Origin of the sequence: Corynebacterium cystitidis (assembly GCF_900187295.1) — a bacterium.
Taxonomy (GTDB): Bacteria; Actinomycetota; Actinomycetes; order Mycobacteriales; family Mycobacteriaceae; genus Corynebacterium; species Corynebacterium cystitidis.
The window spans coordinates 1,723,141-1,747,059 of sequence record NZ_LT906473.1 but is presented as its reverse complement, the minus strand read 5'-3'; the positions used below and the strand labels follow the sequence as shown (position 1 = coordinate 1,747,059).

General features: G+C 57.0%; 18 protein-coding genes, 2 rRNA genes and 1 pseudogene. 8 read left to right on the top strand and 13 right to left on the bottom strand.

Annotated features, from left to right (window positions below; all coding sequences use genetic code 11):
• Positions 1-68 precede the first annotated feature (68 nt).
• A 23S ribosomal RNA gene (locus CKV99_RS08250) occupies positions 69-3,148 on the top strand.
• Positions 3,149-3,393: 245 nt separating this feature from the next.
• Positions 3,394-3,511 (top strand): 5S ribosomal RNA (rrf, locus tag CKV99_RS08245).
• A gap of 556 nt (positions 3,512-4,067) precedes the next feature.
• Here the strand turns inward: rrf and CKV99_RS08235 are convergent.
• The 5 genes from CKV99_RS08235 to CKV99_RS08215 all read right to left on the bottom strand — a co-directional run bounded on the left by CKV99_RS08235 (position 4,068) and on the right by CKV99_RS08215 (position 9,305).
• Positions 4,068-4,343 (bottom strand): hypothetical protein, encoded by a 276-nt coding sequence (locus tag CKV99_RS08235; protein WP_231909988.1) that lies wholly within the window; start codon positions 4,341-4,343, stop codon positions 4,068-4,070.
• 62 nt (positions 4,344-4,405) lie between these two features.
• Complete coding sequence (locus CKV99_RS08230) at positions 4,406-5,053, bottom strand: DUF3239 domain-containing protein (RefSeq protein WP_092261176.1); 648 nt, start codon at positions 5,051-5,053, stop codon at positions 4,406-4,408.
• A 31-nt stretch (positions 5,054-5,084) separates the two neighbouring features.
• The gene (locus CKV99_RS08225) at positions 5,085-6,740 is read right to left on the bottom strand and encodes a DNA repair helicase XPB (protein WP_092261174.1); all 1,656 of its coding nucleotides are present in this window, start codon (positions 6,738-6,740) and stop codon (positions 5,085-5,087) included.
• A gap of 478 nt (positions 6,741-7,218) precedes the next feature.
• Positions 7,219-8,391 (bottom strand): ABC transporter permease, encoded by a 1,173-nt coding sequence (locus CKV99_RS08220; protein ID WP_092261173.1) that lies wholly within the window; start codon positions 8,389-8,391, stop codon positions 7,219-7,221.
• A complete protein-coding gene (locus CKV99_RS08215) occupies positions 8,388-9,305 on the bottom strand; it encodes an ABC transporter ATP-binding protein (RefSeq protein ID WP_092261171.1) in 918 nt (305 codons plus the stop codon). The genes CKV99_RS08220 and CKV99_RS08215 overlap by 4 nt, the downstream gene beginning before the upstream one ends.
• Positions 9,306-9,518: 213 nt before the next feature.
• Between CKV99_RS08215 and CKV99_RS08210 the strand changes: the two are divergent.
• Positions 9,519-11,179: pseudogene (locus tag CKV99_RS08210) on the top strand (IS1634 family transposase).
• 287 nt (positions 11,180-11,466) lie between these two features.
• Here CKV99_RS08210 and CKV99_RS08200 read toward each other — a convergent pair.
• The 4 genes from CKV99_RS08200 to CKV99_RS08185 all read right to left on the bottom strand — a co-directional run bounded on the left by CKV99_RS08200 (position 11,467) and on the right by CKV99_RS08185 (position 16,292).
• On the bottom strand, positions 11,467-12,381 hold the full coding sequence (locus tag CKV99_RS08200; protein ID WP_092261007.1) for a hypothetical protein: 915 nt from the start codon (positions 12,379-12,381) through the stop codon (positions 11,467-11,469).
• The gene (locus CKV99_RS08195; RefSeq protein WP_092261009.1) at positions 12,381-12,959 is read right to left on the bottom strand and encodes an ATP-binding cassette domain-containing protein; all 579 of its coding nucleotides are present in this window, start codon (positions 12,957-12,959) and stop codon (positions 12,381-12,383) included. The genes CKV99_RS08200 and CKV99_RS08195 overlap by 1 nt, the downstream gene beginning before the upstream one ends.
• Before the next feature lie 408 nt (positions 12,960-13,367).
• Positions 13,368-13,928, bottom strand: a complete 561-nt coding sequence (locus CKV99_RS08190; protein ID WP_092261011.1) for a TetR/AcrR family transcriptional regulator — start codon at positions 13,926-13,928, stop codon at positions 13,368-13,370.
• A 117-nt stretch (positions 13,929-14,045) separates the two neighbouring features.
• Positions 14,046-16,292 carry a helicase-associated domain-containing protein gene (locus CKV99_RS08185; RefSeq protein WP_231909987.1) on the bottom strand — a complete coding sequence of 749 codons (2,247 nt, stop codon included), beginning with the start codon at positions 16,290-16,292 and terminating at the stop codon, positions 14,046-14,048.
• Positions 16,293-16,378: 86 nt separating this feature from the next.
• Between CKV99_RS08185 and CKV99_RS08180 the strand changes: the two genes are divergently transcribed.
• Positions 16,379-16,567: a hypothetical protein gene (locus CKV99_RS08180; RefSeq protein WP_092261013.1), complete on the top strand. Its 189-nt coding sequence runs from the start codon at positions 16,379-16,381 to the stop codon at positions 16,565-16,567.
• Positions 16,568-16,662: 95 nt separating this feature from the next.
• Here CKV99_RS08180 and CKV99_RS08175 read toward each other — a convergent pair whose 3' ends face one another.
• Complete coding sequence (locus CKV99_RS08175; protein ID WP_092261015.1) at positions 16,663-17,358, bottom strand: resuscitation-promoting factor Rpf1 domain-containing protein; 696 nt, start codon at positions 17,356-17,358, stop codon at positions 16,663-16,665.
• 493 nt (positions 17,359-17,851) lie between these two features.
• Here CKV99_RS08175 and CKV99_RS08170 point away from each other — a divergent pair, with 493 nt between their 5' ends.
• Complete coding sequence (locus tag CKV99_RS08170; RefSeq protein WP_092261038.1) at positions 17,852-18,235, top strand: cold-shock protein; 384 nt, start codon at positions 17,852-17,854, stop codon at positions 18,233-18,235.
• A 50-nt stretch (positions 18,236-18,285) separates the two neighbouring features.
• Here the strand turns inward: CKV99_RS08170 and CKV99_RS08165 are convergent, their stop codons facing one another.
• The gene (locus tag CKV99_RS08165; protein WP_092261016.1) at positions 18,286-18,822 is read right to left on the bottom strand and encodes a DUF2771 domain-containing protein; all 537 of its coding nucleotides are present in this window, start codon (positions 18,820-18,822) and stop codon (positions 18,286-18,288) included.
• A gap of 11 nt (positions 18,823-18,833) precedes the next feature.
• The gene (locus tag CKV99_RS08160) at positions 18,834-19,673 is read right to left on the bottom strand and encodes a glutaminyl-peptide cyclotransferase (protein ID WP_231909986.1); all 840 of its coding nucleotides are present in this window, start codon (positions 19,671-19,673) and stop codon (positions 18,834-18,836) included.
• A gap of 10 nt (positions 19,674-19,683) precedes the next feature.
• On the opposite strand from CKV99_RS08160, the gene CKV99_RS08155 reads away from it, so the two are divergent.
• Positions 19,684-20,451: a DUF3027 domain-containing protein gene (locus tag CKV99_RS08155; RefSeq protein WP_092261018.1), complete on the top strand. Its 768-nt coding sequence runs from the start codon at positions 19,684-19,686 to the stop codon at positions 20,449-20,451.
• Between the two features lie 54 nt (positions 20,452-20,505).
• Here CKV99_RS08155 and CKV99_RS08150 read toward each other — a convergent pair whose 3' ends face one another.
• Positions 20,506-21,195 carry a hypothetical protein gene (locus tag CKV99_RS08150; RefSeq protein WP_092261019.1) on the bottom strand — a complete coding sequence of 230 codons (690 nt, stop codon included), beginning with the start codon at positions 21,193-21,195 and terminating at the stop codon, positions 20,506-20,508.
• 278 nt (positions 21,196-21,473) lie between these two features.
• On the opposite strand from CKV99_RS08150, the gene CKV99_RS08145 reads away from it, so the two are divergent.
• Complete coding sequence (locus CKV99_RS08145) at positions 21,474-22,952, top strand: NCS2 family permease (protein ID WP_092261020.1); 1,479 nt, start codon at positions 21,474-21,476, stop codon at positions 22,950-22,952.
• Between the two features lie 6 nt (positions 22,953-22,958).
• Positions 22,959-23,798: a TrmH family RNA methyltransferase gene (locus CKV99_RS08140; RefSeq protein WP_092261021.1), complete on the top strand. Its 840-nt coding sequence runs from the start codon at positions 22,959-22,961 to the stop codon at positions 23,796-23,798.
• Positions 23,799-23,919 lie beyond the last annotated feature (121 nt).

Here is a 23,919-nt window from a genome sequence, read left to right as displayed (position 1 = left end):
TGGGTGTGTTGTGTGAGAACTGTATAGTGGACGCGAGTATCTTTATTCTTTTTGTGTTTTGTGTGTTGTGTTTTTTGTTGTAGGCACATAGTGGATGCCTTGGCATGCTAAGCCGATGAAGGACGTGTGAGGCTGCGTTATGCCTCGGGGAGTTGCCAACTAAGCGTTGATCCGAGGATGTCCGAATGGGGTAACCTGGTGCCAGTTGTGTGGTGCTACCCGCAGATGAATTGATAGTCTGTGTGGGGGTGACGCGGGGAAGTGAAACATCTTAGTACCCGTAGGAAGAGAAAATAATAATGATTCTGCTAGTAGTGGCGAGCGAACGTGGATGATGGCTAAACTGTATGCGTGTGATACCTGGCAGGGGTTGCGTGTGCGGGGTTGTGGGATGCGACTTGTCGGAACTGCCATTTCGGCGCGTGTGTGATTGTGGTAGTGGAACTGGCCTGGGATGGTCGACCGGAGAAGGTGAGAGTCCTGTACGTGAAGCTGTGGTTGCGTGCGTGTGTTGTTGTCCCGAGTAGCAGCGGGCTCGTGGAATCTGTTGTGAATCTGCCGGGACCACCCGGTAAGCCTGAATACTTAGTGTGACCGATAGTGGATAGTACCGTGAGGGAATGGTGAAAAGTACCCCGGGAGGGGAGTGAAAGAGTTCCTGAAACTGTGTGTTGTCAATCCGTCAGAGCATGTTGTGTGTGATGGCGTGCCTTTTGAAGAATGAGCCTGCGAGTCAGCGGCATGTCGCGAGGTTAACCCGTGTGGGGTAGTCGTAGCGAAAGCGAATACTAATTGTGTGTGTAGTGGCATGTCTTGGACCCGAAGCGGGGTGATCTACCCATGGCCAGTGTGAAGCAGCTGTAAGAGGTTGTGGAGGCGCGAACCCACTTAGGTTGAAAACTGAGGGGATGAGTTGTGGGTAGGGGTGAAAGGCTAATCAAACTCCGTGATAGCTGGTTCTCCCCGAAATGCATTTAGGTGCAGCGTTGTGTGAGCTTGCCGGAGGTAGAGCTACTGGTTGGTTGAGCGGGACTATTATCTTAGCAATGTCAGCCAAACTCCGAATGCTGGTGAAGTGTTGCATGGCAGTGAGACTGTGGGGGATAAGCTTCATAGTCGAGAGGGAAACAGCCCAGATCGCCGGTTAAGGCCCCTAAGGGTGTGCTAAGTGGAAAAGGATGTGGGGTCGCGATGACAGCCAGGAGGTTGGCTTAGAAGCAGCCATCCTTGAAAGAGTGCGTAATAGCTCACTGGTCGAGTGGTTCTGCGCCGATAATGTAGTGGGGCTTAAGTACACCGCCGAAGCCGCGGCAGGCACGCATTTTTTGTGTGTGTTTGGGTAGGGGAGCGTCGTGCATGGTGTGAAGCGGTTCCGTGAGGGGTTGTGGACTGTGTGCGAGTGAGAATGCAGGCATGAGTAACGAGTGTGAGGTGAGAATCCTTACCGCTGGATGACTAAGGGTTCCTGGGTTAAGTTCGTCTTCCCAGGGTGAGTCGGGTCCTAAGGCGAGGCCGACAGGCGTAGTCGATGGTGAACGGGTTGATATTCCCGTACCCGTATATGTGCGACCAAGGGCGAGGCAGTGATACTAACCACCCATAATCATGTGGCTGTTGTTTTTTGATGATGGTTGTGTGTGCGTGCGTGGGGCCTGATCTGTAGTAGTTCAGTGATGGGGTAACACAGTGAGGTAGCCGCGCCATCTGTTGGATGGTGGTGTAAGCGTGTGGCACGGGGATTTGTGAAATGCGGTCCCTTTTTTGTGTGAGGCGTGATGCGTAGCCCTGTTGTGGGGTGATGGTGGTGATCCTGTGCTGTCGAGAAAAGCCTCTAGCGATGTGTGTGTACGGCCCGTACCCGAAACCGACACAGGTGGTCAGGTAGAGAATACTGAGGCGGTCGGGTGAACTGTGGTTAAGGAATTCGGCAAATTGCCCCCGTAACTTCGGGAGAAGGGGGACCATGGCTGGTGCTGCTGCTGTGCGTGGTGGTTGCTGGTTGTGGTCGCAGAGAATAGAGGGAAGCGACTGTTTATCAAAAACATAGGTCTGTGCGAAGACGGTTAAGTTGATGTATACGGACTGACGCCTGCCCGGTGCTGGAAGGTTAAGAGGACCCGTTAGGCATTTGTTTGCCGAAGCGGAGAATTTAAGCCCCAGTAAACGGCGGTGGTAACTATAACCATCCTAAGGTAGCGAAATTCCTTGTCGGGTAAGTTCCGACCTGCACGAATGGCGTAACGACTTCCCTGCTGTCTCAACCACAGGCCCGGTGAAATTGCAGTACGAGTAAAGATGCTCGTTTCGCGCGGCAGGACGAAAAGACCCCGGGACCTTCACTATAGCTTGGTATTGGTGTTCGATGCGGTTTGTGTAGGATAGGTGGGAGACGTTGATGCAGTCACGCTAGTGGTTGTGGAGTCGTTGTTGAAATACCACTCTGGTCGTATTGGATGTCTAACCTTGGCCCATGATCTGGGTTGGGGACAGTGCCTGGTGGGTAGTTTAACTGGGGCGGTTGCCTCCTAAAGAGTAACGGAGGCGCCCAAAGGTTTCCTCAGCTTGGTTGGTAATCAGGTGGTGAGTGTAAGTGCACAAGGGAGCTTGACTGTGAGAGGGACTTCTCGAGCAGGGACGAAAGTCGGGACTAGTGATCCGGCACCTACTTGTGGATGTGGTGTCGCTCAACGGATAAAAGGTACCCCGGGGATAACAGGCTGATCTTCCCCAAGAGTTCATATCGACGGGATGGTTTGGCACCTCGATGTCGGCTCGTCGCATCCTGGGGCTGGAGTAGGTCCCAAGGGTTGGGCTGTTCGCCCATTAAAGCGGCACGCGAGCTGGGTTCAGAACGTCGTGAGACAGTTCGGTCTCTATCCGCCGCGCGCGTTGAAACTTGAAGAAGGCTGTCCCTAGTACGAGAGGACCGGGACGGACGTACCTCTGGTGTGCCAGTTGTTCCGCCAGGAGCATGGCTGGTTGGCTACGTACGGGAGGGATAACCGCTGAAAGCATCTAAGCGGGAAGCCTGTTTTAAGATGAGGTTTCTGTTGAGGTTCCCTAGAGATGATGGGGTTGATAGGCCAGATCTGGAAGCGTAGTAATATGTGGAGGTGACTGGTACTAATATACCGATAAGAAAAACACTCAAACACCCAGGGATATGACATAGAGTGTTGTTGGGTGGTTGAAGCGAAACACAAAAAGCATCATTGTGGTGCTTGCGTCTACTATGCAGTGTCTGACACAGCACACATACATGTGTGTGAGTCATATATATAAGTCAATATTGGTCTACTGGTCACTGTGTTGAGGTGATCCTGATCGACATACATACACTATCCCCCCACTGTTTGGGTGGGGAGTACTGGTGTGGGATGCCCTTTATGGTGTGTCGGTGGTAGATAGCGGCGGGGAAACGCCCGGTCCCATTCCGAACCCGGAAGCTAAGCCCGCCCGCGCTGATGGTACTGCATCCGGGAGGATGTGGGAGAGTAAGACACCGCCGACCAAATAATTTAACAGTGAAACAGGAGCGTAGTTGGTATGAGTTGAGTGCATAACTCACCACCAACTACGCTCCTTTTCGTTTTTCTTTCTCCTGTACCTAAAACAAGAGATACGGGAAGGGAAATATATTTGACTATTTTTATGAATGTAAAACGCCCACACTGAACAACTCCCAAAAAATATTCGGCTGGACAGAGCTAGCGTCTCTTGCGGCTCGGGTCTGAGAGAACCCAATAAGCGCCCGCAGCCAGCGCCGCCATAGCAATGGTGATAAGCCCTCCGAAATACTCTAACGCTTCCGAGGGAAACACGCGGATGACAACACCGAACCACCCCGGGCCAGTGACCAAGAGAAACAAAAATAGTAATGGTGATAGCGATGCGAACGGTCTGAACTTTTCTCTACGAGTGCGCAAGGCGGTGGGCGGCCTACTGCACCTCGTTGGCAGCCAGTACGTCAGGCAGGTTTGCCACGGTGAATTAGGTGTCTAAAGAAGTAGGTGCCTAAAGAATCGTGCACCCGGAAGCCTGTATCGCGAAGCGCAGTGTCCAGCAGGTCAGGGAGTGGTGCCCACGTAGCTCATGAATTGCTTCGCCCTGATCACGCCCTCCAGCAGGTCTGCTTGTGCCAACGCCCAGTCCGTCTTCCAGCCGGTCGCGCGTTGCCGGGCGACCGCCTCAGGCAGCCCACCCATGCCACGGCCCGGGCCACACTGATTATTAGCGTTGGCGATCTCGCATTGCGCGATCTCCTGCTTCTCGGCTGGGCCATCGAAATCGGGGAAGCGCTGGCCCAGGTGCACCGCATCAAATTGGTCCGCACGCGCGGTCATGGTGGCGAAAATTGTTTCGGCGAACGGTTGCAGGCGCTGAACGACGTGACTTATAACTGCTATTACAACACGAGCAGGTTGTGTGGAGTGGCTTTGACTTCGTCGAAACGCTTTCGGGCCTTATCCAGCTTGGCCCATTGTTCCTGTGGGATGGCTTTGCGTGCCTCAGTGACAATGTCTTGGTTAGGGGTGCCCCACGCAATCGGCATGGGGGAGATCTCCTGCCAGTATTCCTTGTCGCCGCTGGCGCGCTGGCCCTGGACTGCGGCCACAGGGATCTTGGTGCCCACTTTGGGCTCCCCGATGCCATTGATGTGGCTGACGGTGCGCGTAGCTGCACCCCAACGGGGCGGAAGCTCTGGGTCCACGTTGGTGTTGACTAAGCTGAGCAGCACAAAGTCCCGGGGGTTGACCTCTGCGATCACAGCAGGGGCCAGCGGGTAACGGTCATACAAGCTCTGTGCGGTACCTACCGAGCGTGGCACGGCGACCGCCACAATCAACATCATCACCCCGAACAGGCCAAGCCCCAGGGCACCAAGCAGCCGCCACGGCGACTCCGGAGACACGAACAGCCAGATCAGTACCGCCACAACCTCGCAAATAACAAACAGTGAAATACCGGAGACCACCAGCCGTTTGGTGTCCTTGAGCATCTCATTGTTTTTCTTCGCAAAGGGCTCATCGACCTGAAACTTGAAAATCTTCATCCCGCTCATGGTCAACCAGTCTATCCCTTAGCTACAGGTCGGACGCATCCACCAAGCGGTAGGCATACCCCTGTTCCGCCAAGAACCGCTGGCGATGCAGCGCGTACTCCGCATCCAACGTATCGCGTGAGACTACCGTGTAGAAGTGCGCCTCGGCTCCGTCCTGCTTTGGGCGCAGAAGGCGGCCCAGTCGCTGAGCCTCTTCCTGGCGCGAGCCGAAAGTTCCGGAAACCTGGATCGCCACCGCAGCTTCCGGCAGGTCAATGGAGAAGTTCGCCACCTTAGACACCACTAATGTTTGCAGCTCGCCACGTCGAAAAGCGTCAAAGGCCTGCTCCCGCTGCCTATTGCTTGTGGAGCCGGTAATCAAGGCAGCGTCGATACGCGCGGCGATCTCTTCCAACTGCTCCAGGTACGCGCCAATGATCAGGGTCTGTTGCCCGGCATGACGTGCAAGGAGCTTATCGACGACGCGCAGTTTCGCCTCACTGGTCGCCGCGATGCGATAACGCTCGCGGGTCTCCGCAGTGGCATACACCATCCTTTCTGCATCGTTCATGGTGGTGCGCACCTCCACGCACTCGGCGGTGGCGATATAGCCTGCGGCCTCGAGTTCTTTCCATGGGGCGTCGTAACGCTTCGGGCCGATCAGGCTGAAGACGTCGTCCTCGCGGCCATCCTCGCGCACCAAAGTTGCTGTCAGCCCCAGGCGGCGTCGCGACTGGAGGTCTGCCGACATGCGAAAAACAGGCGCCGGTAGGAGGTGGACTTCGTCGTAAATGATTAAGCCCCAATCGCGGGAATCGAACAGCTCAAGGGCGCGGTACTCACCCTTCGTCTTACGCGTGACCACCTGATACGTGGCGATAGTGACCGGGCGGATTTCCTTCTTCTCCCCGGAATACTCGCCGATTTCTTCCGGAGTGAGGCTAGTGCGCTTAAGCAGCTCGTTGCGCCACTGGCGGCCCGCAACAGTATTGGTGACCAGGATTAGCGTAGTGGTCTGGGCCTGCGCCATAGACGCCGCCCCCACAATCGTTTTACCCGCGCCACACGGCAGGACCACCACGCCAGACCCACCCTCCCAGAAAGACTCGGCGGCATACTGCTGATAATCACGCAGCTCCCACTCCTCCTGGCCATTTCCCGCAGTCACAAGGGCAATCGGGTGGGACTCGCCATCAACGTAGCCTGCTTGGTCGTCGGCAGGCCACCCAATTTTAGTCAGCTCCTGCTTAATCCGGCCGCGTTCCGAGGGGTGCACCGGGATGGTGTGATCGTCGATACGCGTGCCCAGCATCGGCTTAATCTTCTTGTGCCGGGTGATCTCCTCGATGATCGGCGCCTCATCGGACTCAAGCACTAGACCGTGCGCCGGGTGCTTGAGCAAGCGGACCCGGCCGTAGCGGGCCATGGTCTCGGCGACATCGACAAGCAACGACTGCGGGACCGGGAAACGCGAATACCGCTCCAAAACGTCGACCGCCTGCTCCGCGTCATGGCCAGCGGCGCGCGCATTCCACAAGGCCAGCGGAGTAATCCGGTAGGTGTGGATGTGTTCCGGGGCGCGCTCTAGCTCGGCGAACGGGGCCAACGCCAGACGCGCCAGCCCAGCCTGCGGGTGGTCCACCTCAAGCAGAACAGTCTTATCTGATTGGACAATGAGGGGGCCGTCGCCGAGTGCCATAGCTGGGTTCCTTTCCTAGGAGGGTCCTTCCTGAGCTAATTCTGTAGGTTTAACGCCGTCGGCGCCAGGTTTATTCGCTGCGCATTGTGAGCTATCAGGAGGGTTTCATAGAAGGTGCGGTTCGCACTCTTGGGTTCGCACTCCTGGGTTCGCACTCTTGGGTTCGCACTCCTTGCTTTCGGCCATCTGCCATAAAGCTTTTGACCTGCAGAAACAGAAATGGGTGCAGTTTCAAACATTCTAAACTTCGAACTCAGGAATTCGAACTCAGGAATTCGAACTCAGGAATTCGAACTGAGCACCACCGCAATATCGCAACCGATAGCCCAGGAAGAACGGCAGTCTCAGGCCCTCTACCGGGGCTGGCAACTACACTTCCTGGCATGCCCGCTGCGAGAGAAACCCGGGCGTGCAAAAGAAAACCGGGTCCTAGCAGGTACGCAAGAAACAGCGGCTACGTGGCGCGCAGTGGCTACGGTTACCCAGCCCGCAACGCCTGCACCCAGCCCATCTTGCTACCGTTATTGAGAATCGAAGCGCGGTAGATGCGCGCGACCAGCCAGATAACTACCACCACGGCCAGCGTCGCGATTCCAAACGACGCCATCAATTGGCCAAGGGAGAAGTCGCCAGCTGCATAAGTGACAGGTGCGGCGAAGATGGAAAATGGGGGAATCCAGGAAAACACCTGCATCCAGGTTGCATCGGTGGCTGTCCAGCCGAACAGTGGCACGTACATTGCTGCCATGACCAGCAGAAGTGCTGGCATCTGGGTGGACTGCAGATCCTCAGTACGTTGAACCATCGCACCTGCTGCGGCGTAGAGCGATCCGAAGAACAGCATCCCCAACAGCCAGGCCATAAGCAGGATAGGGACGATCGACCAGTCGATGGTGACTCCGTCTGTAAGTCCAGAGGCGACCATGGCACCAGCTCCCACACCGATGAGTACGGTAGTGGCGAGGAAACCGAAGATTGCATTGCCCACAATTTTGCCTGTTAGAAATGCCAGCGGGCGTACCGCAGCAAGGATGATTTCTACAACGCGGGAAGCTTTCTCCTCGGTTACGCGCCCCCCGATGTTAGCGCCGAACAGCATAACGGTGAACACGACAATCATGATGCCTGCCAGCGCCGTAATTAGCGATGCCATGGTGTCGGTATCGCCTTCGCCCGATGAGAGATCGACCGTATTCAGTTCCACTGGCCCCATGGCTGCAGCAAACTCCTCTGGTGCCACGCCGAGTGTGTCCAGCGCACTAGTTGTCGCGTGCTTGCCGACGATCGCACCTACCGCACTCATGATGGTGGGCGAGGGTGCGCCGTCGGATAGCACATCCCAGCCAATGTCAGAAGGTACGATTGCGGAATCGACATCACCGTCAAGCACGAGGCGTTCAGCTTCGTCACGGTTGGTGGCGGCGGTGGCGTCGAGCTCAGAGTCCTCGAAAGCAGAGACTGGCAGTCCGACGACGGCGACCTCGGGGGCGGATTTATCACGATCATTCAGCCAGGAGATCAGGAACGGGCCGGCCACGAGGAGGACCAGAAGGATGCACATGGTCACTGTAATACCTTTGGTACGCAACGCCACCTGGATCTCGCGCTGGAGAACTGTGCGAATAGTCTGCGCCGGGGAGTAGGTGCTCATGAGGAGACAACCTCCTTGAATAGGTCGTTGAGGTCGGGGAGTACGCGCTGGAAGGAATGCACAGGCCCTGCAGCCAAAGCAGCCCGCAGAATATCTTGGTCGGACACGGTGTTGGTGCTGCTGGTAGAATCCACGTCGTTTTCGGCTTCCCCGCCGTTTACTGCGAGGACCACGCCACTGGGGTGTTCGTCGATAAGTGTTGTGCCGGTGGGGTACCAGCCGCGGGCGCGGGTGCCCACGGAGTAACGGACAGGGCCACGAGTGCGTAGCTTGTCGACGGTGCCTTCAGCAACCATGCGGCCGTGGGCGACGATGCCCACGCGATGGCAGAGGCGCTGCACCAAGTCGAGCTGGTGGGAAGAAAACACCACGGGGACACCACGAGCGGCGCGCTCGATGAGCATCTCGCTCATCACTTGGACGGCAACCGGGTCGAGGCCGGAAAACGGCTCATCAAGAATGAGCACGTCCGGGTCGTGGATGAGCGATGCTGCCAACTGCACGCGCTGCTGGTTTCCCAGGGAGAGATCATCAAGCTTGTCGCCCATGCGCTCACCAAGTCCGAGACGTTCCAGCAGCTTACGGCCACTCGATTCAGCCTCATCGCGAGGCATTCCGTGCAGCATCCCCAGAAACACCAGCTGGGAAAGAATCCTCTCCTTCCCATAGAGACCGCGTTCCTCTGGCATGTAGCCGATGCGGCGGCGAGTATCGTCGTTAAGCTCATGCCCGTCAAGCAGCACTTCGCCCGAATCGCATGAAAGAACGCCGAGTGCGATCCGCATCGTCGTGGACTTGCCAGCACCGTTGGAGCCGACAAAACCGTAGATCTCGCCGGGGTGGACAGTGAAGCTCATCCCGTCGAGGGCGCGGTTATCACCGAAGGTTTTGGTCAAGTTGCGGATTTCAATCATTAGTCTAGGGTTTCATCCTCTGCTGAAATAACGCGTGGAGACAGAAGCAGTGATCTTCCAAGCCGGTTTTCGGTTGCTACTGCAACACCGAAAAACCTAAAACCTGACTTCCACAAGAACATGTGTTCTAGGGGTGTGATTTTGGTTTGACCTTGGGGTTTGTTTTTTGTTGGGTGGGTGTTGGGGGACTAATTGGGGTGATAGGGTTAGCGGGTGGCGTCTATTAAGTGTGCTCGTACTGCTTCGGGGGCGGTGAGTGTGCAAGTAGTACGAAAAGTTGGTGGGCGTACTGAGGTGATTAAGTATTTTGGGTCTGCTCATGATGATGGGCAGTTGGCGGTGTTGTATTTAGCTGCGGAGTCTTTTTTAGGCCGTGGCCAGCAGTTATCGTTGCCACTTGAAGGTGTAGGTGATGATCGGCGTATCCCGGTGATGGATGATTTTGCTGATTATCGTCACCGTGATGACAGTGTTGATCAGCAGGAACTTGATCTTGGTGCGGTTCAGACACACACCGAGTCGGTGCATGCTGCCCAGGATTCGGGTGCTGGTGATCGGTTATCGGGTAGTCGGGATGGGCAGGCTCGGGTGGTTGATACTGCGAATAAAGTGTTGTGGCAGGTGCTTGCGCGGGTGTGGGATGTGTTGGATTTCGGGATTGATGATCCCTCGTTTCAGGCGATGGTTATTGCCCGGATTGTTGAGCCAACCTCAAAAGCCCAGGTAGGGCGGGTACTGACAGGTCTTGGTCAGCCTTCCCGGCATGTTAATACCTGGTACAACACACTAAAACGTGCTGTTAAAAATGATTATCGGGCTCGTATTGGTGCTGCATGTCATCGTTATGTGCGTTCACGTCATCAGGTGACAATGGTGTTATATGACGTGACCACCTTGTATTTTGAGACACCGAAAGAAGACGAGCTACGCAAAGTTGGGATGAGCAAAGAACGCCGTGTTGATCCTCAGATCGTGGTCGGCCTGATTACTGATCTGGAAGGGTTCCCGCTTCACGTGGAATTTTTTCACGGTAAAACAGCCGAAACAACAACATTGATCCCGATGATCAACGCCTATATCCAAGCCCATGATCTTGTTGGTGTCGTCGTTGTTGCTGACGCGGCGATGCTATCAGCAAAAAACCTAGATGCACTTGATGCCGAGGGTATTGACTACATTGTTGCTGACCGACTGAAAAAGCGCCCTACGACATCACACTTGATCCCGATGACGAGGACAGTATCGATGCTCATGATGGTGCCATCGTTGAAACCACCAAAACAATGGGAACAGGTACACAGGCTATACAGCGACGTGCGGTGATCGGGTTTAGTGCCAAACGCTACCGCTACGACATCAGCTCGCTAGATAAACAACGCCAGAAAGCACACGAGATAGCCACCAAGAAACGCTCAGCACGCCTACCGAGATTTGTGGCCAAGAAAAACGGGCAGTTTGTCATCAACGGACAAACCTTTGCTCAAGCCCGGGGTTTAGCAGGATGGAAAGGCTATGTCACCAGTATCGATGCCCAACAGGTAGACGGCAGTCAGATCATCGGGTTTTATCACCAGCTCTACCACATCGAGCAGGCCTTTCGAATGGCGAAAACAGACCTTGATGCGCGCCCAATGTATCACCACACCGAAACCGCTATCACCGCACACATCACCGTTGTCTTCGCCGCCCTAGCCCTGTCAAAACACATCTACCTGACCACCAACACCACCGCCCCGAAACTAGTCCAACGCCTCAGCACCTACCGCCACAGCACAATCGAAATCAACAACACCCGCATAACCATCCCACCCGCAATAACACCAAAAGACCAACAACTAATCAACACCCTCACCCAACACAAACCGGGGGACTAAACCCAATTGTGTAAGTCAGGCGCCGGGGTGGACAGTGAAGCTCATCCCGTCGAGGGCGCGGTTATCACCGAAGGTTTTGGTCAAGTTGCGGATTTCAATCATTAGTCTAGGGTTTCATCCTCTGCTGAAATAACGCGTGGAGACAGAAGCAGTGATCTTCCAAGCCGGTTTTCGGTTGCTACTGCAACACCGAAAAACCTAAAAGGTACAAAAAGACAATTACGGACATTACCATCGGCGCCCCATCAACCCGCCGTCTGGGCCCAAATTCGGGGTACCGGCTCCGGTTACAGTAATCCGAGCAGCGTTACGGCCAGAAAGGTAGTGACAACCAGAATCTGAGAGATAGCATCTTTGAGAAACGTTGGGCGTGGCTGCATCGTCGATAAGCGAAGTGGAGCGTGCTCGTACGGAGTAACGGAACCATAGCAGGCGAGAAAGGCCGTGAGGGATGCTGCGAGAACCCAAGCAAAAAGAGGGGCGCAATCCCCCAGCAGCACAACACCCACAACGAGACACATCACCGACATGACAATCTTCGGAAGATAAGTAAGAAATTCGGGCAGCCTAACAATCAGCCGAGTTGTTTTCCCGGGAAGGTCACCTCGCTCGCGATATGTGACTCTAATAAGAAGGCTGACGGTCACCCCGAAAAGTGCCCATGGGGCAGGGGCGAAAACACCGGTGAATGCGACACCGATCACGGGAAACAAAAACGCTAAAACTACCTCGGTCGATGGGAAGCGCATCCGGCGCGCATTGAATTCTATGAATGCTGCAGCGCCTTCAAATACTGGGCGAATGCGGCGGTGACTGCCAGTTCGACGGCAACGGGTGTAGGGGTAAACTGTAGTGAGAGCTACGGCTGTAAGAAAAGCGAAGAACGGTGCTAGTAGATTTACTTTAAAAACAGCAACGAGGAGCGTGACGACGAAAGGCCCGCTGAGCAGGCTTGACGAAATAAAGCTACGGGATGTGACCCGCGGTGGGGCGGCGATGGGCGGTAGTGCCCACTGCTCCCAGCTTGCCTCCAAGGTTTGTAAAGTAATAACACCAGTACCAAGGGCCGCGGTGAACCAGACTAAGGCTGATGAGGGGGTCAGGGACGACAGGACAATGGCGACAGAAAAAATGATTTCCCCAAACCGTTCAAAGCTGTCCGCGTGCCTGCCGTATCGAGTCAGAAGAAGAGTAGCCAGCATTAGCGTAACCAATTAAGGGAAATCGCGGGGTATTGCGCACCGGCGAGATCTAGAAAACTCTTTAAAGGGTTTTTCCCGAGAACAGTACTTGGTTTTCCTTCCGCCACTATTTCCAGCTTGGAAAAAATTTTAACGTAGTCAAACTGTTGACATAGATCGACATCTTGCGTGGTTAAGATGATGTCAGCGCCACCTTCACTCAGTTGAATAATAATGTCGAGCATGGTTTTCTTGGAAATGATATCAACAGTCTCAAACGGTTCGTCGAGGTAGAGGAACTTGGGCTTGTCAATCAATAATGTGGCAAAGGCAGTCTTTTTATAATTTCCGGCGGAGTACGTAGAGACAGCCTTGTCTGTTCCACCGTGAATCCGGAGAGTCTCGCACAATAGGTGGGCGCGCTGGTGAGCATCGGGAAGCTTCAACATTTTCCCAATCCGATGGAGCAGTTCCAAGGCACTCAACTCCACAGGAATAGTGGGGTAGTCGGGGAGAAAATGGCCAGGGCGATCTTTGTGGAGCGACCGAAGGTGCGTGGTCTTTCCTGATCCGTTAACTCCAAGCAGTCCAGTGATCATTGATAACAACTCAGCCGTAAGAATAACTAAGGTAAGGCGATAGGTTTAAGCCTACCGCCTTATCGTAAAGACAACTCACCAAGCCTTGGGTGGATTAATGAGATTCCTAATCAGAATACCGCCAGCAACAGTTGCAGCAGTGATAAAAGCAACCATATTGTTACCTCCCTTTCAATTCATGTTCCAATCTGACGCATGTCTGTACTATCACACGCATAATGTTGGCTATTCGTCGGATTATGCAATAGTGCGATAGCCCATGTTCACCACCAAGGGCCAGGTCCATCCTACCGCAACCAGAACTCCTCACACGAGGGGAGTGTGCATCACGTTTGAGTGTGCCGATAGTTTGGGGTTGATGCCGATGAGTTCCGCTAGTTGGGTGCGGGTCAGGCTTTGGGCGCGGGGTTACACGTGGACGTTGGCGAGGCGGCGCGCGGTGTTGAAGGCGTCGCGTAGTAGCTGCTCGCCGTCGGCGGGGGCGCGGGGTTCGGGGAGCTGTTGGTAAGCGTCGACGGCGGCCCACGCGATGGCAAGGAGGCCGTAGAGTGCGATGGTTGCTTCGGGGCTGTCAAGCGTGGGGAAGCACTTGGTGCAGGTGCGTGCACCATGGAGTGATTCGAGGGCGGTGCTGATGCGGAACGCGGACACGATATTGTCCACGCTGTGGTTGTCGGTGCCGCAGAAAGAATCGAGGACGATCGCTTCGACAGTGTCTAACAGGCTGTTGTTGGCAGGAGCTTTTTCCAGTTCTTCCTTGAAGGCGGCGGCGCGAATAGTGACGAACTCTTCGAGCGCAGCTTCCCGGGAGGGGAAGTAGTTGTGGAACGTCCGTGCTGATACTCCCACTGCGGAGGCGACATCGGCGACAGTGGTGCCTTCGGTGCCGTGTATGAGGACAAGTTTGACGGTTTCGCGCATGAGGCGAGCGCGTGTTTCTGCTTTCTTCTCTTCGCGTGCCGCAGGCATCCGCCCACCGTCCTTTTTGCAGTCCGACTGAAAGTTGTTGAAGTTTCAACGAATGGAGTCACGAACAGAGTAACAACCATGTAACAGGTCTGCAGTGCGAGCGCGCCTATAACAGCATTATTCCAGGACAACGCGGGTGACGCGGGGTAGCGCTATGCGCACAACCGCCCCGGTCTTCTCATTAATCGCATCAACTTGGCCTGCAGACACCGACAAAGGTGTCACTGTGATCTGCTGGCCCTTTCCATTCTTATTCACGTAACCGATAGCTACGGGCCTCCCGCCCCGGGCTGCTGCTTGAAGTACAGCGACATGGTCAGCCTCTGCGCTCTCTGTGGTTTGAGCCGTTGCAGGATCGTCGGCCCCTTCTGCGTCTGCCGCCCGGATAGCGGCGACAGCAGCTGCAATATGAGCCTCGTCGACACGCGTATTCTTCGGCAAAGTCGACGGCGTCGCGCTGACGAGAACTGGCTCGGGGGCCATCGCAAGAGTCGCCCCGTCGGCACCTTCCGCAGTGGGATGGAGGCCGACGTTACGCAGCCGGGAGACCAGCGCGGTCAGAGGAAGGCTTGAGACAGCTGCTTGCGGAGCGATCAGCGTGAGCACATCGCTTAACGACGCCGCCGCCTGCGAGATCAACGCCGGATCATCGCTGCGCACGTAACTCATCGCCTCGCCTGCTTGCAGCTGACCATACCCGCGGGCGGCATCGCGGATAAGAAATTCCATCGGTTGTGGAACTCCACCAGGCGAGTGTTCGTGCAGCCACCCCACAAGCTCGTCCGGTGTGCGGCCCGCATCGAAAGCCGCGCGAACGGAGGCCTCGGTCACCCGAAACACGCTGGCTAAACCGTAAGATTCAAGCTCGGTGAATGACTCGATGACGCGCTGTAACTCTGGGGCGAGGGGGCCGGGGGCCAGAATAGTCATGTCGGCCTGGGGGATCACTATTGATACTTCCGCGGGCACGAGATTGGCAGTTGCCGCAGCGACATCGCCGCCGTCGTCTAGCAAGGCGGCTAGGGCCGAACTGGCGGACCAGCCGGTCGCGTCGCTTGTAGCAGCCTCCGCGAGCGCACCCACCACAAATGCCTGGCTCAGCACAGAGTCAAACACCGCACCGGAAATCCCCGAGGCCACCACGGGGCTAGTGAAACTGAGGTCCTCGACGGCCTCATCGCGGCTTAGGCCATGGCCCGCGACACGGGTGAACTGGGTCAAAATGAGAGAACGGATTCCGCGCGCAGCAGGCGTATGCATGGCGCCGGAAAGCAAGCGAATCGGGTTGCCCTTCTCATCGGCCTGGTCCAACTGCTCCACCTGCCAGGGTGAGGCTAACCAACCCGCCAACATAATTGCCCACTGATCGGCAAGACGGGCATCAGCCCAGGCGGGAGCGTCCTTAGTAGGGGCGAGACCGTCGGTGTGATCGTCGATAAGCCCGCGCCCGATGATGCCAGCGGATTCGCCCACGGCGACCAGTAATGCCACGTAGCACGCCTCGACACCAAGCTCTTTGGACAGGCCCGCCAGCGCCCGCACCCCAACCGAACCGTCCTTATTCAGAGCAACCGGGGAACGGCCCAGCGTAGCAATGAGGCGGCGCATCGTCCGCGTGGCCTCCAAGCCCGCAGCGGTGGCGGCGGCGTCGACACGCGGGTTAGGGGTCGGCTCGAGTGACATGCGCGGAGACGGGGCAAGAGGATATGCCGGGGAGGTCTGACCACGCAGCGCATCGCGGACCGGGCGAGGTAACCGCACTGTAGTGGAATTAACGCGGACCAGCAGGCCGGATGCTAACAAACGAGGAACCGGACGGGATGGATCAGCGTCAATAGCCGCGTCGCGGGTGGTACCGACGGAGCCGGACGCGGCCAAAGTCTCCAACACCGCGCGCTGCTGGCGGTCAAGCCCCGCCACCAGCTCATCAACCTTGTCCGGCGCGGTGTCTTGCATCCGCCACCCTGCGGGTAACGCGCCGAGCGCGCCGGGTGTCACCCGCACGTGGCCAGCAGTGCCGAACATCAGTCCCGCCGCACGAAGCCGCGCCACAGCCTCCTCGGCCAAGGCGGAGTTGACCGGAACGCGGTCCACAATCGCCTCGATATCCACGGGCTCTAGCTCCGCGCCCAGGTCACCGGCCACCTCTAGAACGGCGATCTCCAGCGCCGTCAACGTGCGCACCGCGCGGGAGATCGAGCCTGGCAGCACTAGACGCGCGGTCAACGAGTTCACACCTGGGGGTAATGGAAAGGATGTATCTGGGCGTGCGCGGAGGAGCTCGGCCAGCTCGTCATCGCTCATTTGTGCAATTGACGTGCGGAAATCGGGGAAGGTGGAGGAAGCGTTCATGATGTTCGCCATGATACTGTGCCCGCCCTCTGTACCATCCTTACCTTCATTCCCCCGGTTGAGTTACTTTTCGGGCTGCTCTTTGGCACAATGAGGGTATGGCTAACAAGAATATCGCGAAGATTAACCCAGCATGGCCGGTGGACACCCCAGGAAACGGCCACCCAGTGACCGAGATCTCGTCCAAACTGGCGGGTGCATCGAGCCCATTCGGTGATGACTTGGTTTTGCCTCGCCCCGTCGAGGAGCTTGGTTACGTCCACGCATACACCCGGGTAAACCGCTAGAGGTGAGGCTGCGGCCCCAGAACGTCAAAAAACACCCTGCACGTACGTCGTGCAGGGTGTTTTGCGATTCCGTTAGTGCTACCTTGCTGCAGGTTTTAGATTTGTGGCAGTGCAGGAGCCTGGATCTGTAGGGCCTTGAGGGCCTGCTGCACATCACCGACAACCGCCGCGTCGATGACGGTGCGATTGGCGTTATAGAACGCATTGAAATCAGAACGGTTGGCGTTGTAGTAGGCGGTGACCTCAGCTGGGATGGTCAAGCCGTACTGTGCCAGGTTGTCGCGCACCAAGGCGTACAGTGCGTCAACTGCAGCCTCGTCGGAAGGGGATTCCTCACGAACCTGCTGCACTGGTGCCGGGGCAGCAACAGGTGCCGGGGCAGGTGCTGGAGCTGGCTTTGGTGCGTTTGGATGTGGGCGATTGGTGTTCGGTGCGGAGTCCAGCCCAAGGCGTGAGGAACATGCTGGCCAAGCGCCCCAACCCTGGCCGGCCAGGGTCTTCTCTGCAACGTAGATCTGCTGCTCACGGGTTGCCTTGTCTGCGGTTGGAGCGAACTCCCCGCCACCGTATGCCAACCAGGTGGAACGGGAGAACTGCAGGCCGCCGTGGTAACCGTTGCCGGTATTGATGTGCCAGTTGCCACCAGCTTCGCACTGAGCTAGGCGGTCCCAGTCAGAGTCTGGAGCAGCGTTTGCGGGTGGTGCGAATAAAGTCGCAGCGGTCACCGCTGCGGCGGTGCTTGCAAGCACCTTGGTCTGTGGTGCGGTGGTCTTGCGTGAGTGGCGTCCCATGTAAAAAATCTTTCCTCTCATTGTGCGCCTTCGGGGCCAGCTGTCGGCTTTGGGCTGAGCCTTAAGGAAGGCCCGGCCCGGAAGCTGTTTAGCGTCACCCCAACATCATGCCGATTATCTCGGTGTGTGATGCGGTGCACCCCGCCGGAAGCGGTGGTGCGGTGGGCTTCCCATCCGTGTCCTGATGAAGTTTGTTGCCTTCGTTAAAGGCCTGCCGAGTACTGTATCGGTTTATAACGATTGAGTCACGTTAACAACACGATTTGTGACCATTTTATGGCTTATCGACGATCATCCGAAAAGTCTTAGCAGTTCAGGGGATTTTTTAGCTGGTGTGATTTACGTCATACTGTGGTAACATTCTTCACATTTGTACCAATTAAGAATGGTTGGGGTGTGCGTCGACACGCGCGCGGTGGAGTAATGTGTACGGCCCAGAGTAAGATAGAGACTTTACTTTAGCGTCGCAAGAGTCAAGAAAGTGGTGATGATCGTGCCAGTAGGAAAAGTTAGGTGGTACGACGCCGATAAAGGATTCGGCTTTGCATCGAACCCGGGTGAGGAAGACGTCTACATTTCGAAGAGCGTGCTTCCCGACGGAGTCGAGGAACTGGTTCCCGGCCAGCGCATCCAGTTCGATTTCGCTGCCGGCCGTCGTGGGCCGCAGGCGCTGCGGATCGAAATTCTCGACACCCCACGCCGCCGCCCCGTGCACCGCCGCAAGCCAGAAGAATTGAGCTCCATGTTGATGGACGTTATGACTGTCATCGAGACCCAAGTTCAGCCAGTGCTGGCAAAGGGGCGCTACCCGGAGCGGAAAGAAGCCCGCCAGGTAGCTGAAATTCTGCGGGCCGTCGCAAAGGAACTCGACGCGTAGCAGGGTCACGCCTTCGTCGGCACCCCGCAGAAAAACAGGGTGTACGGGCGTTACTGCTCGAAAGCGAAAGACCACGTGGTCATATACGGGGATTCTTCGCCTGCATCATCGCGGCCGATCATGATGGATGACACCTCGACCACGACCAACTGGGGGTTCTCGGTGGAATCGCCGACGGGGGCGGCGGACACCGGGATATCAACGCTATCAGCATCGTAGGGGCCATGAAGCTGCTGGTCATTAGCCCCAGGATCATCATAAATGGACAGCAGTTGCCAGTCATGGTCATAGATATCCTCCGGCACCTCGATGCGCACCGTGTCATCAGGAGTGACGGTGATTGTGGGAACCTCATTTTCGGGGCATTCCACACCAGGCTCGCACACCATATAGGGAGTAGTCTCTACAACATTGTCGCCAATTGTCGCTGTCACAGTCACCTCGTGCGGGTCCGTCGCTGGGCGGCTGCCTTGCCACTGCATGAAGCCATAAACCGCACCGACCAGCAGCACCACCAGCACCGCGATGATCGCGACTGTCTTCAGTGACTGCGCTTTCGCCTTTTTAGACACTTGAGTAGAACCCATGGTGGATCAGTCTAGCCCGCGGCACCCCCAGGCACGAAGGAGACCTCGTACAGGTCTGGCCAGCGCTTCCCCGCAAGCAAAAATCGATCAGTACCCGGAATGTGGGCAATGCCATTGAGCACATGGTTCGGATCCGGGGTGGCGTTATTGTCCAGGCCAGACGCATCGATCACGCCGGTGACCTCGCCGGTTGTGGCGTCGATACGCACGATAGTGGTCTCGGTGAAGATATTGGCATAAATCTCACCCCCGACACATTCCAATTCATTCAACCCAGCAACCGGGTCGCCGTTAAGGGTTACCTCGAATCGCTCGCGCTCGGCCAGCGTCTCGGGGTCCATGCGACGCAGCTGCGATGTGCCATCAGAAAACACGATCTCATCCTGGCGTGAACAAAGCCCCCACCCCTGCCCAGTAATCGAGGTGCGATCAATCTCCTCAAGAGTGTCAGCATCGCGCTTAATAGCCACACCGTCTTGCCAGGTAAGTTGCCAAATGTGGTCGTCGTAACGCGTGATTCCCTCGCCAAAGTACTCCGGATTCAATTCAGCGCTATCCAACTCCAGGCCCTCTAAAGTAGTGCGATAAATCCGGGACTCACCCTCCATCCCGGTTCCCACCAGCAACGTCAAATCGTCGTCAAGCTCAAGCCCTTGAGTAAACGAAGTCGCATCAAACGGGTACACCTCGTGGACCTGGACGGTCAGCTGCTCAGCGCTAGGAGGATCCGCGCTTGTTGAATCAGCACCGCCAGCGCACCCCACCAGACCCAACCCCAGGCCGACAGACGCCAGCACAGCGAAGCGTGCTGACAGAGCTGGATAAAGCTGCTGAATGTTGAATTGATCCATGATTCGACCCATGCACCCATCATGCCAGGGCCTCAGCCATAATAGGGTTGTGTACCACCCCAACAATCGCAATAAATCCAACCCGCTGCTCACGCCCAAAGCCATCTCTGTGGCGCGAGAAGCACTCGTGGACGTTGCCGACGGCGAAGAAATCGGTGACCACATCGGCACCACTGGGCTTGCCCACAACGTAGCAGTCCACCGCTTCCACGCCGACGTCCCTGGCTATCCAGGCTGGGAATGGAACGCCGTGGTTGCCTGCGCCGCCGGTTCACGCTACGTCACAGTCAACGAGGTCGCACTCGTGCCCGCCCCCGAAGGCCAAGCGCTACAAGCACCGGAATGGGTCCCATATTCTGACCGCCTGCGCCCCGGTGACTTGGGCCCCGGCGACATCATCGCGCCCGCACCTGACGACGAGCGACTCACCGCCGATTCCTTCGCCCGCGACGCCGTCACCTTCACCGGTCGCGAAACAAAGAAATACCTAACCACCACCGGCCTAAAAGATGCCAAACAACGGTGGCGCACCGGAGAGTTCGGACCAACCAGCGACTTCGCCGAAAAAGCCGCCTTGCGCTGCGCAACCTGCGCCTTCTACGTGCCGATGGGCCAGCCGGTAGGAGATATCTTCGGAGCTTGCACCAATGAATACTCGGCTGACGGCAGGGTCGTCGCGTCCTCCTATGGATGTGGCGCACATTCAGACACCACGGTTGAAGAAACCGGAATCGATGAAGCCGAAAAGCTTTACGACGATGAACGCCCCATCTTCTAGCCGGGCTCGTGTGCGCGGCCCCGAGCAGGGCTGCGGACACGAGCAGAGCCGACGCTACACGATTTCGTAGCGCAGCTCGCGCATCTCATTTACTTCTCGGTGCGTGGGAATCCCCATCCGATCAATCCCCGTACGGGCAGGAACCACGCCACCGTATTCCAACCAGCCGGTGACCAGACGGGCACCGTAGACGCCGTTAATGCTCCATGTTTCGTGAGACATCAGGTGATCGCGCCGGAACCCCTGCTCCAACCAGCGCACCTCCACGCCCTCCGACACCAACAGGTCGAGCACACCATCAGTAGCAATCGAAGCGGTGGTGCGCGGGTGGGCAGAAGCGTAGACAACACCATCTTTCATCATGAGAAACGGCGACATAAACGAGGAGATAATCAACCCTTTGTCGTCGACAAGCATGCCCTCGTCGGCACGCGTGCGCGAGAAAAGGCCCTGCTGCCACCCGAGGTCGGCGCCACTGCGGATGAGTGGATCGCGACGCTGATCTAAGACACCTGCAGAATCGACGGTGATCTCCATCGGGCGGGCAGGCAGGGGGCGCAGCGACAGCGACGCCGTACCATTAGCCACCTCGACGATTGCACGGCGAGTGCCGTACACCTGTGAGAGACGCACGCGCAACTGGTTGATACCAGTGGGGCTCACTCCATGTTCACGAAGCACCGCTATGTAACGAGAAAAATCGATCACGGACCCATCTCGGACAACAAAAGTAAACACTTCCATGAGCGAGCATGCCCCCTTTAAGTGGTAGTGGACGCATGAAACAAAACATTGGCCACCCATTAAGCTAGCACTGATCTCAGTGTTTCTAGCAACTGACCAGATTCAACACCGGGCGGGAGAAAGGCCGATACTCTCGGGGCCTAGGCGGGGGGAATCAAAAAGGGGTGCTTCACCCCCTAGCAAGCCCGCACAATTTTGTTATTCTTAAAAAACCTGGAACCCTAACTGCGAAAACTCAAGACTTTAATCCTTCTAGTTAGTTAAGGGGTCGGCTCAGCATGAGTCACATTGGATCAACCAGCAATGCCAGCGGGCGCCAAGATAGTCAGCTCAGTGCAGTCGATAAATTTTTCCACATCACGCAGCGCGGTTCCACGGTAGGGACCGAAATCCGTGCAGGTGTAGTGACCTTCTTCGCGATGGCCTACATCATTTTGCTCAACCCACTGATCCTGGGAACATCCGCAGACCATGAAGGCACAGTCCTGGGAATCCCGCAGGTCGCTGCTGCCACAGCCTTGGTCGCCGGCGTCATGACCATCCTGTTCGGTGTGATCGCCAAATACCCATTCGGTATCGCCGCGGGCCTGGGCCTCAACACGCTCGTAGCCGTCACCTTGGTTGGCGGCGAGGGCTTGACCTGGGCGCAGGCCATGGGCCTGGTGGTCATCGACGGTATGATCATCGTGCTGCTCGGTATCTCCGGGTTCCGCGAAGCCGTATTCATGGCCATTCCGCAGTCCATGAAGGCGGCAATGGCCGTGGGTATCGGCATGTTCATCGCAATGATTGGCCTGGTTAACGGTGGCCTTGTCACCCGCCTGCCGGATGCCGCGAACACCACAGTTCCCGTCGGATTAGGAATCGACGGCTCGATTGCCTCCTGGCCCACCCTCACGTTTGTCATCGGCTTGATCATCTGCGCGTTCATGGTCATCCGCAATGTGCCAGGAGGCCTGTTTTTGGCCATCGTGATCACCACCGTCATAGCAATGATCATCGAAGCAATAACCGGCACCGGCTCCTCCGCAGGCGATGCCGGCCCAGCAGGGTGGGGCCTGGCTGTTCCCACCTTGCCAGACTCCTTCGGGTCCATCCCAGACCTGTCCATCGTGGGCAACGTTGATATCTTCGGCGCATTCACCCAGGTCGGCGTACTCACCGCAACCCTGCTGGTATTCACCCTCGTGCTGGCCAACTTCTTCGACGCGATGGGCACCATGAATGGCCTCGGTGCGCAGGCACAGCTCAACGACGAAAACGGCAACCTGCCTAACTTGAGGTCCGCCCTAGTCGTGGAAGGCCTCGGCGCGGTTGCAGGTGGCCTCGGGTCTTCTTCATCGGCCACCGTGTACGCCGACTCGTCGGCAGGTATCGCCGACGGGGCCCGTACCGGCCTGGCCAACGTGGTCACCGGCATCCTGTTCCTGCTGGCCATGTTCCTCACCCCGCTGTACGAGATTGTGCCCATCGAAGCCGCAGCCCCAGTTCTTGTTGTCGTCGGTGCGATGATGATGGCTCAAGTCACCACTATCGACTGGTCCAAATTCTCCATCGCCATGCCAGCGTTTCTCACCATCGCCGTGATGCCATTTACCTACTCCATTGCCAACGGCATCGGCGTGGGCTTCATCATGTTCACCCTGTCCGCCGTCTTCGCCGGAAAAGCAAAGCAGGTGCATTGGATTATGTGGCTGATCTCCGCCCTGTTTGTGATCTACTTCGGCATGGACCCGATCATGTCAGCGCTAAGCTAGTCACTTGTGACTTTTCCTGCACCGCAACTGATCACCGATCCCACCGACCCACGCCTCGACGACATCCGCGATCTCAAGCGCAACGAGAAGCACCTCGTCATCGCCGAAGGCCCCCTCGTCGCCGACCGCCTCGTGGAATCGAAGCACCCGTTGCGGTGCATAATTGGTTTTCGGGGCAAGCTCGAATCTTTCTTCGCAGAGCTTTCCACGCTTCACGACGAGCAATTAGTCAACTGCCCCGTCTACGAAGTATCCCGCGAAACCTTGGCCAAGGTCGCAGGCTTCGACATGCACCGAGGACTGCTCGCTGTGGCAGACCGCGGGGAGGAATCGTCGATAAGCGACATGCTGGACATGCGCACACTCGTGGTACTCGAAGGAGTCGGGGACCACGAAAATATTGGGTCGATCTTCCGCAATGCTGCCGGCATGGACATCGAAGGTGTACTGCTTGGATCAGGGACCGCTGACCCGCTATATCGACGCAGCGTGCGCGTGTCGATGGGCCATGTGCTGCGCACCCCGTGGACCCGTCTCGACGGCAGCTATACCACCTGGCAGCGCTCGCTGAATCAACTGCGCGACGCTGGCTTTCGGTTGGTGTCGCTGACCCCGCACCCCGACGCCGTACACATTGCCGACGCGCTTATCGACGACCGCGGCCGACCCTGGGACAAGGTTGCGCTGCTGGTGGGTGGTGAAGGCCCAGGGCTGACCGAACACGCGATGCGCGCCACCGATGTGCGGGCGCGGATCCCGATGGCGCCCGGCACCGATTCGCTGAACGTGGCAACATCGGCAGCGATCGCGTTCTACGAGCGGCAACGAGGGACTCGCGGAGGTTAGCGGGGTTTGTGGGGCTGCCGGGGTTTGTGGGGCTGTCGGGGCTTGTGTGCGTGCATGATTATTGGTCGACGGGTGAGCAGAGTTCGCAGTCCTGAGTTCGCAGTCCTAAGTTCGCAGTCCT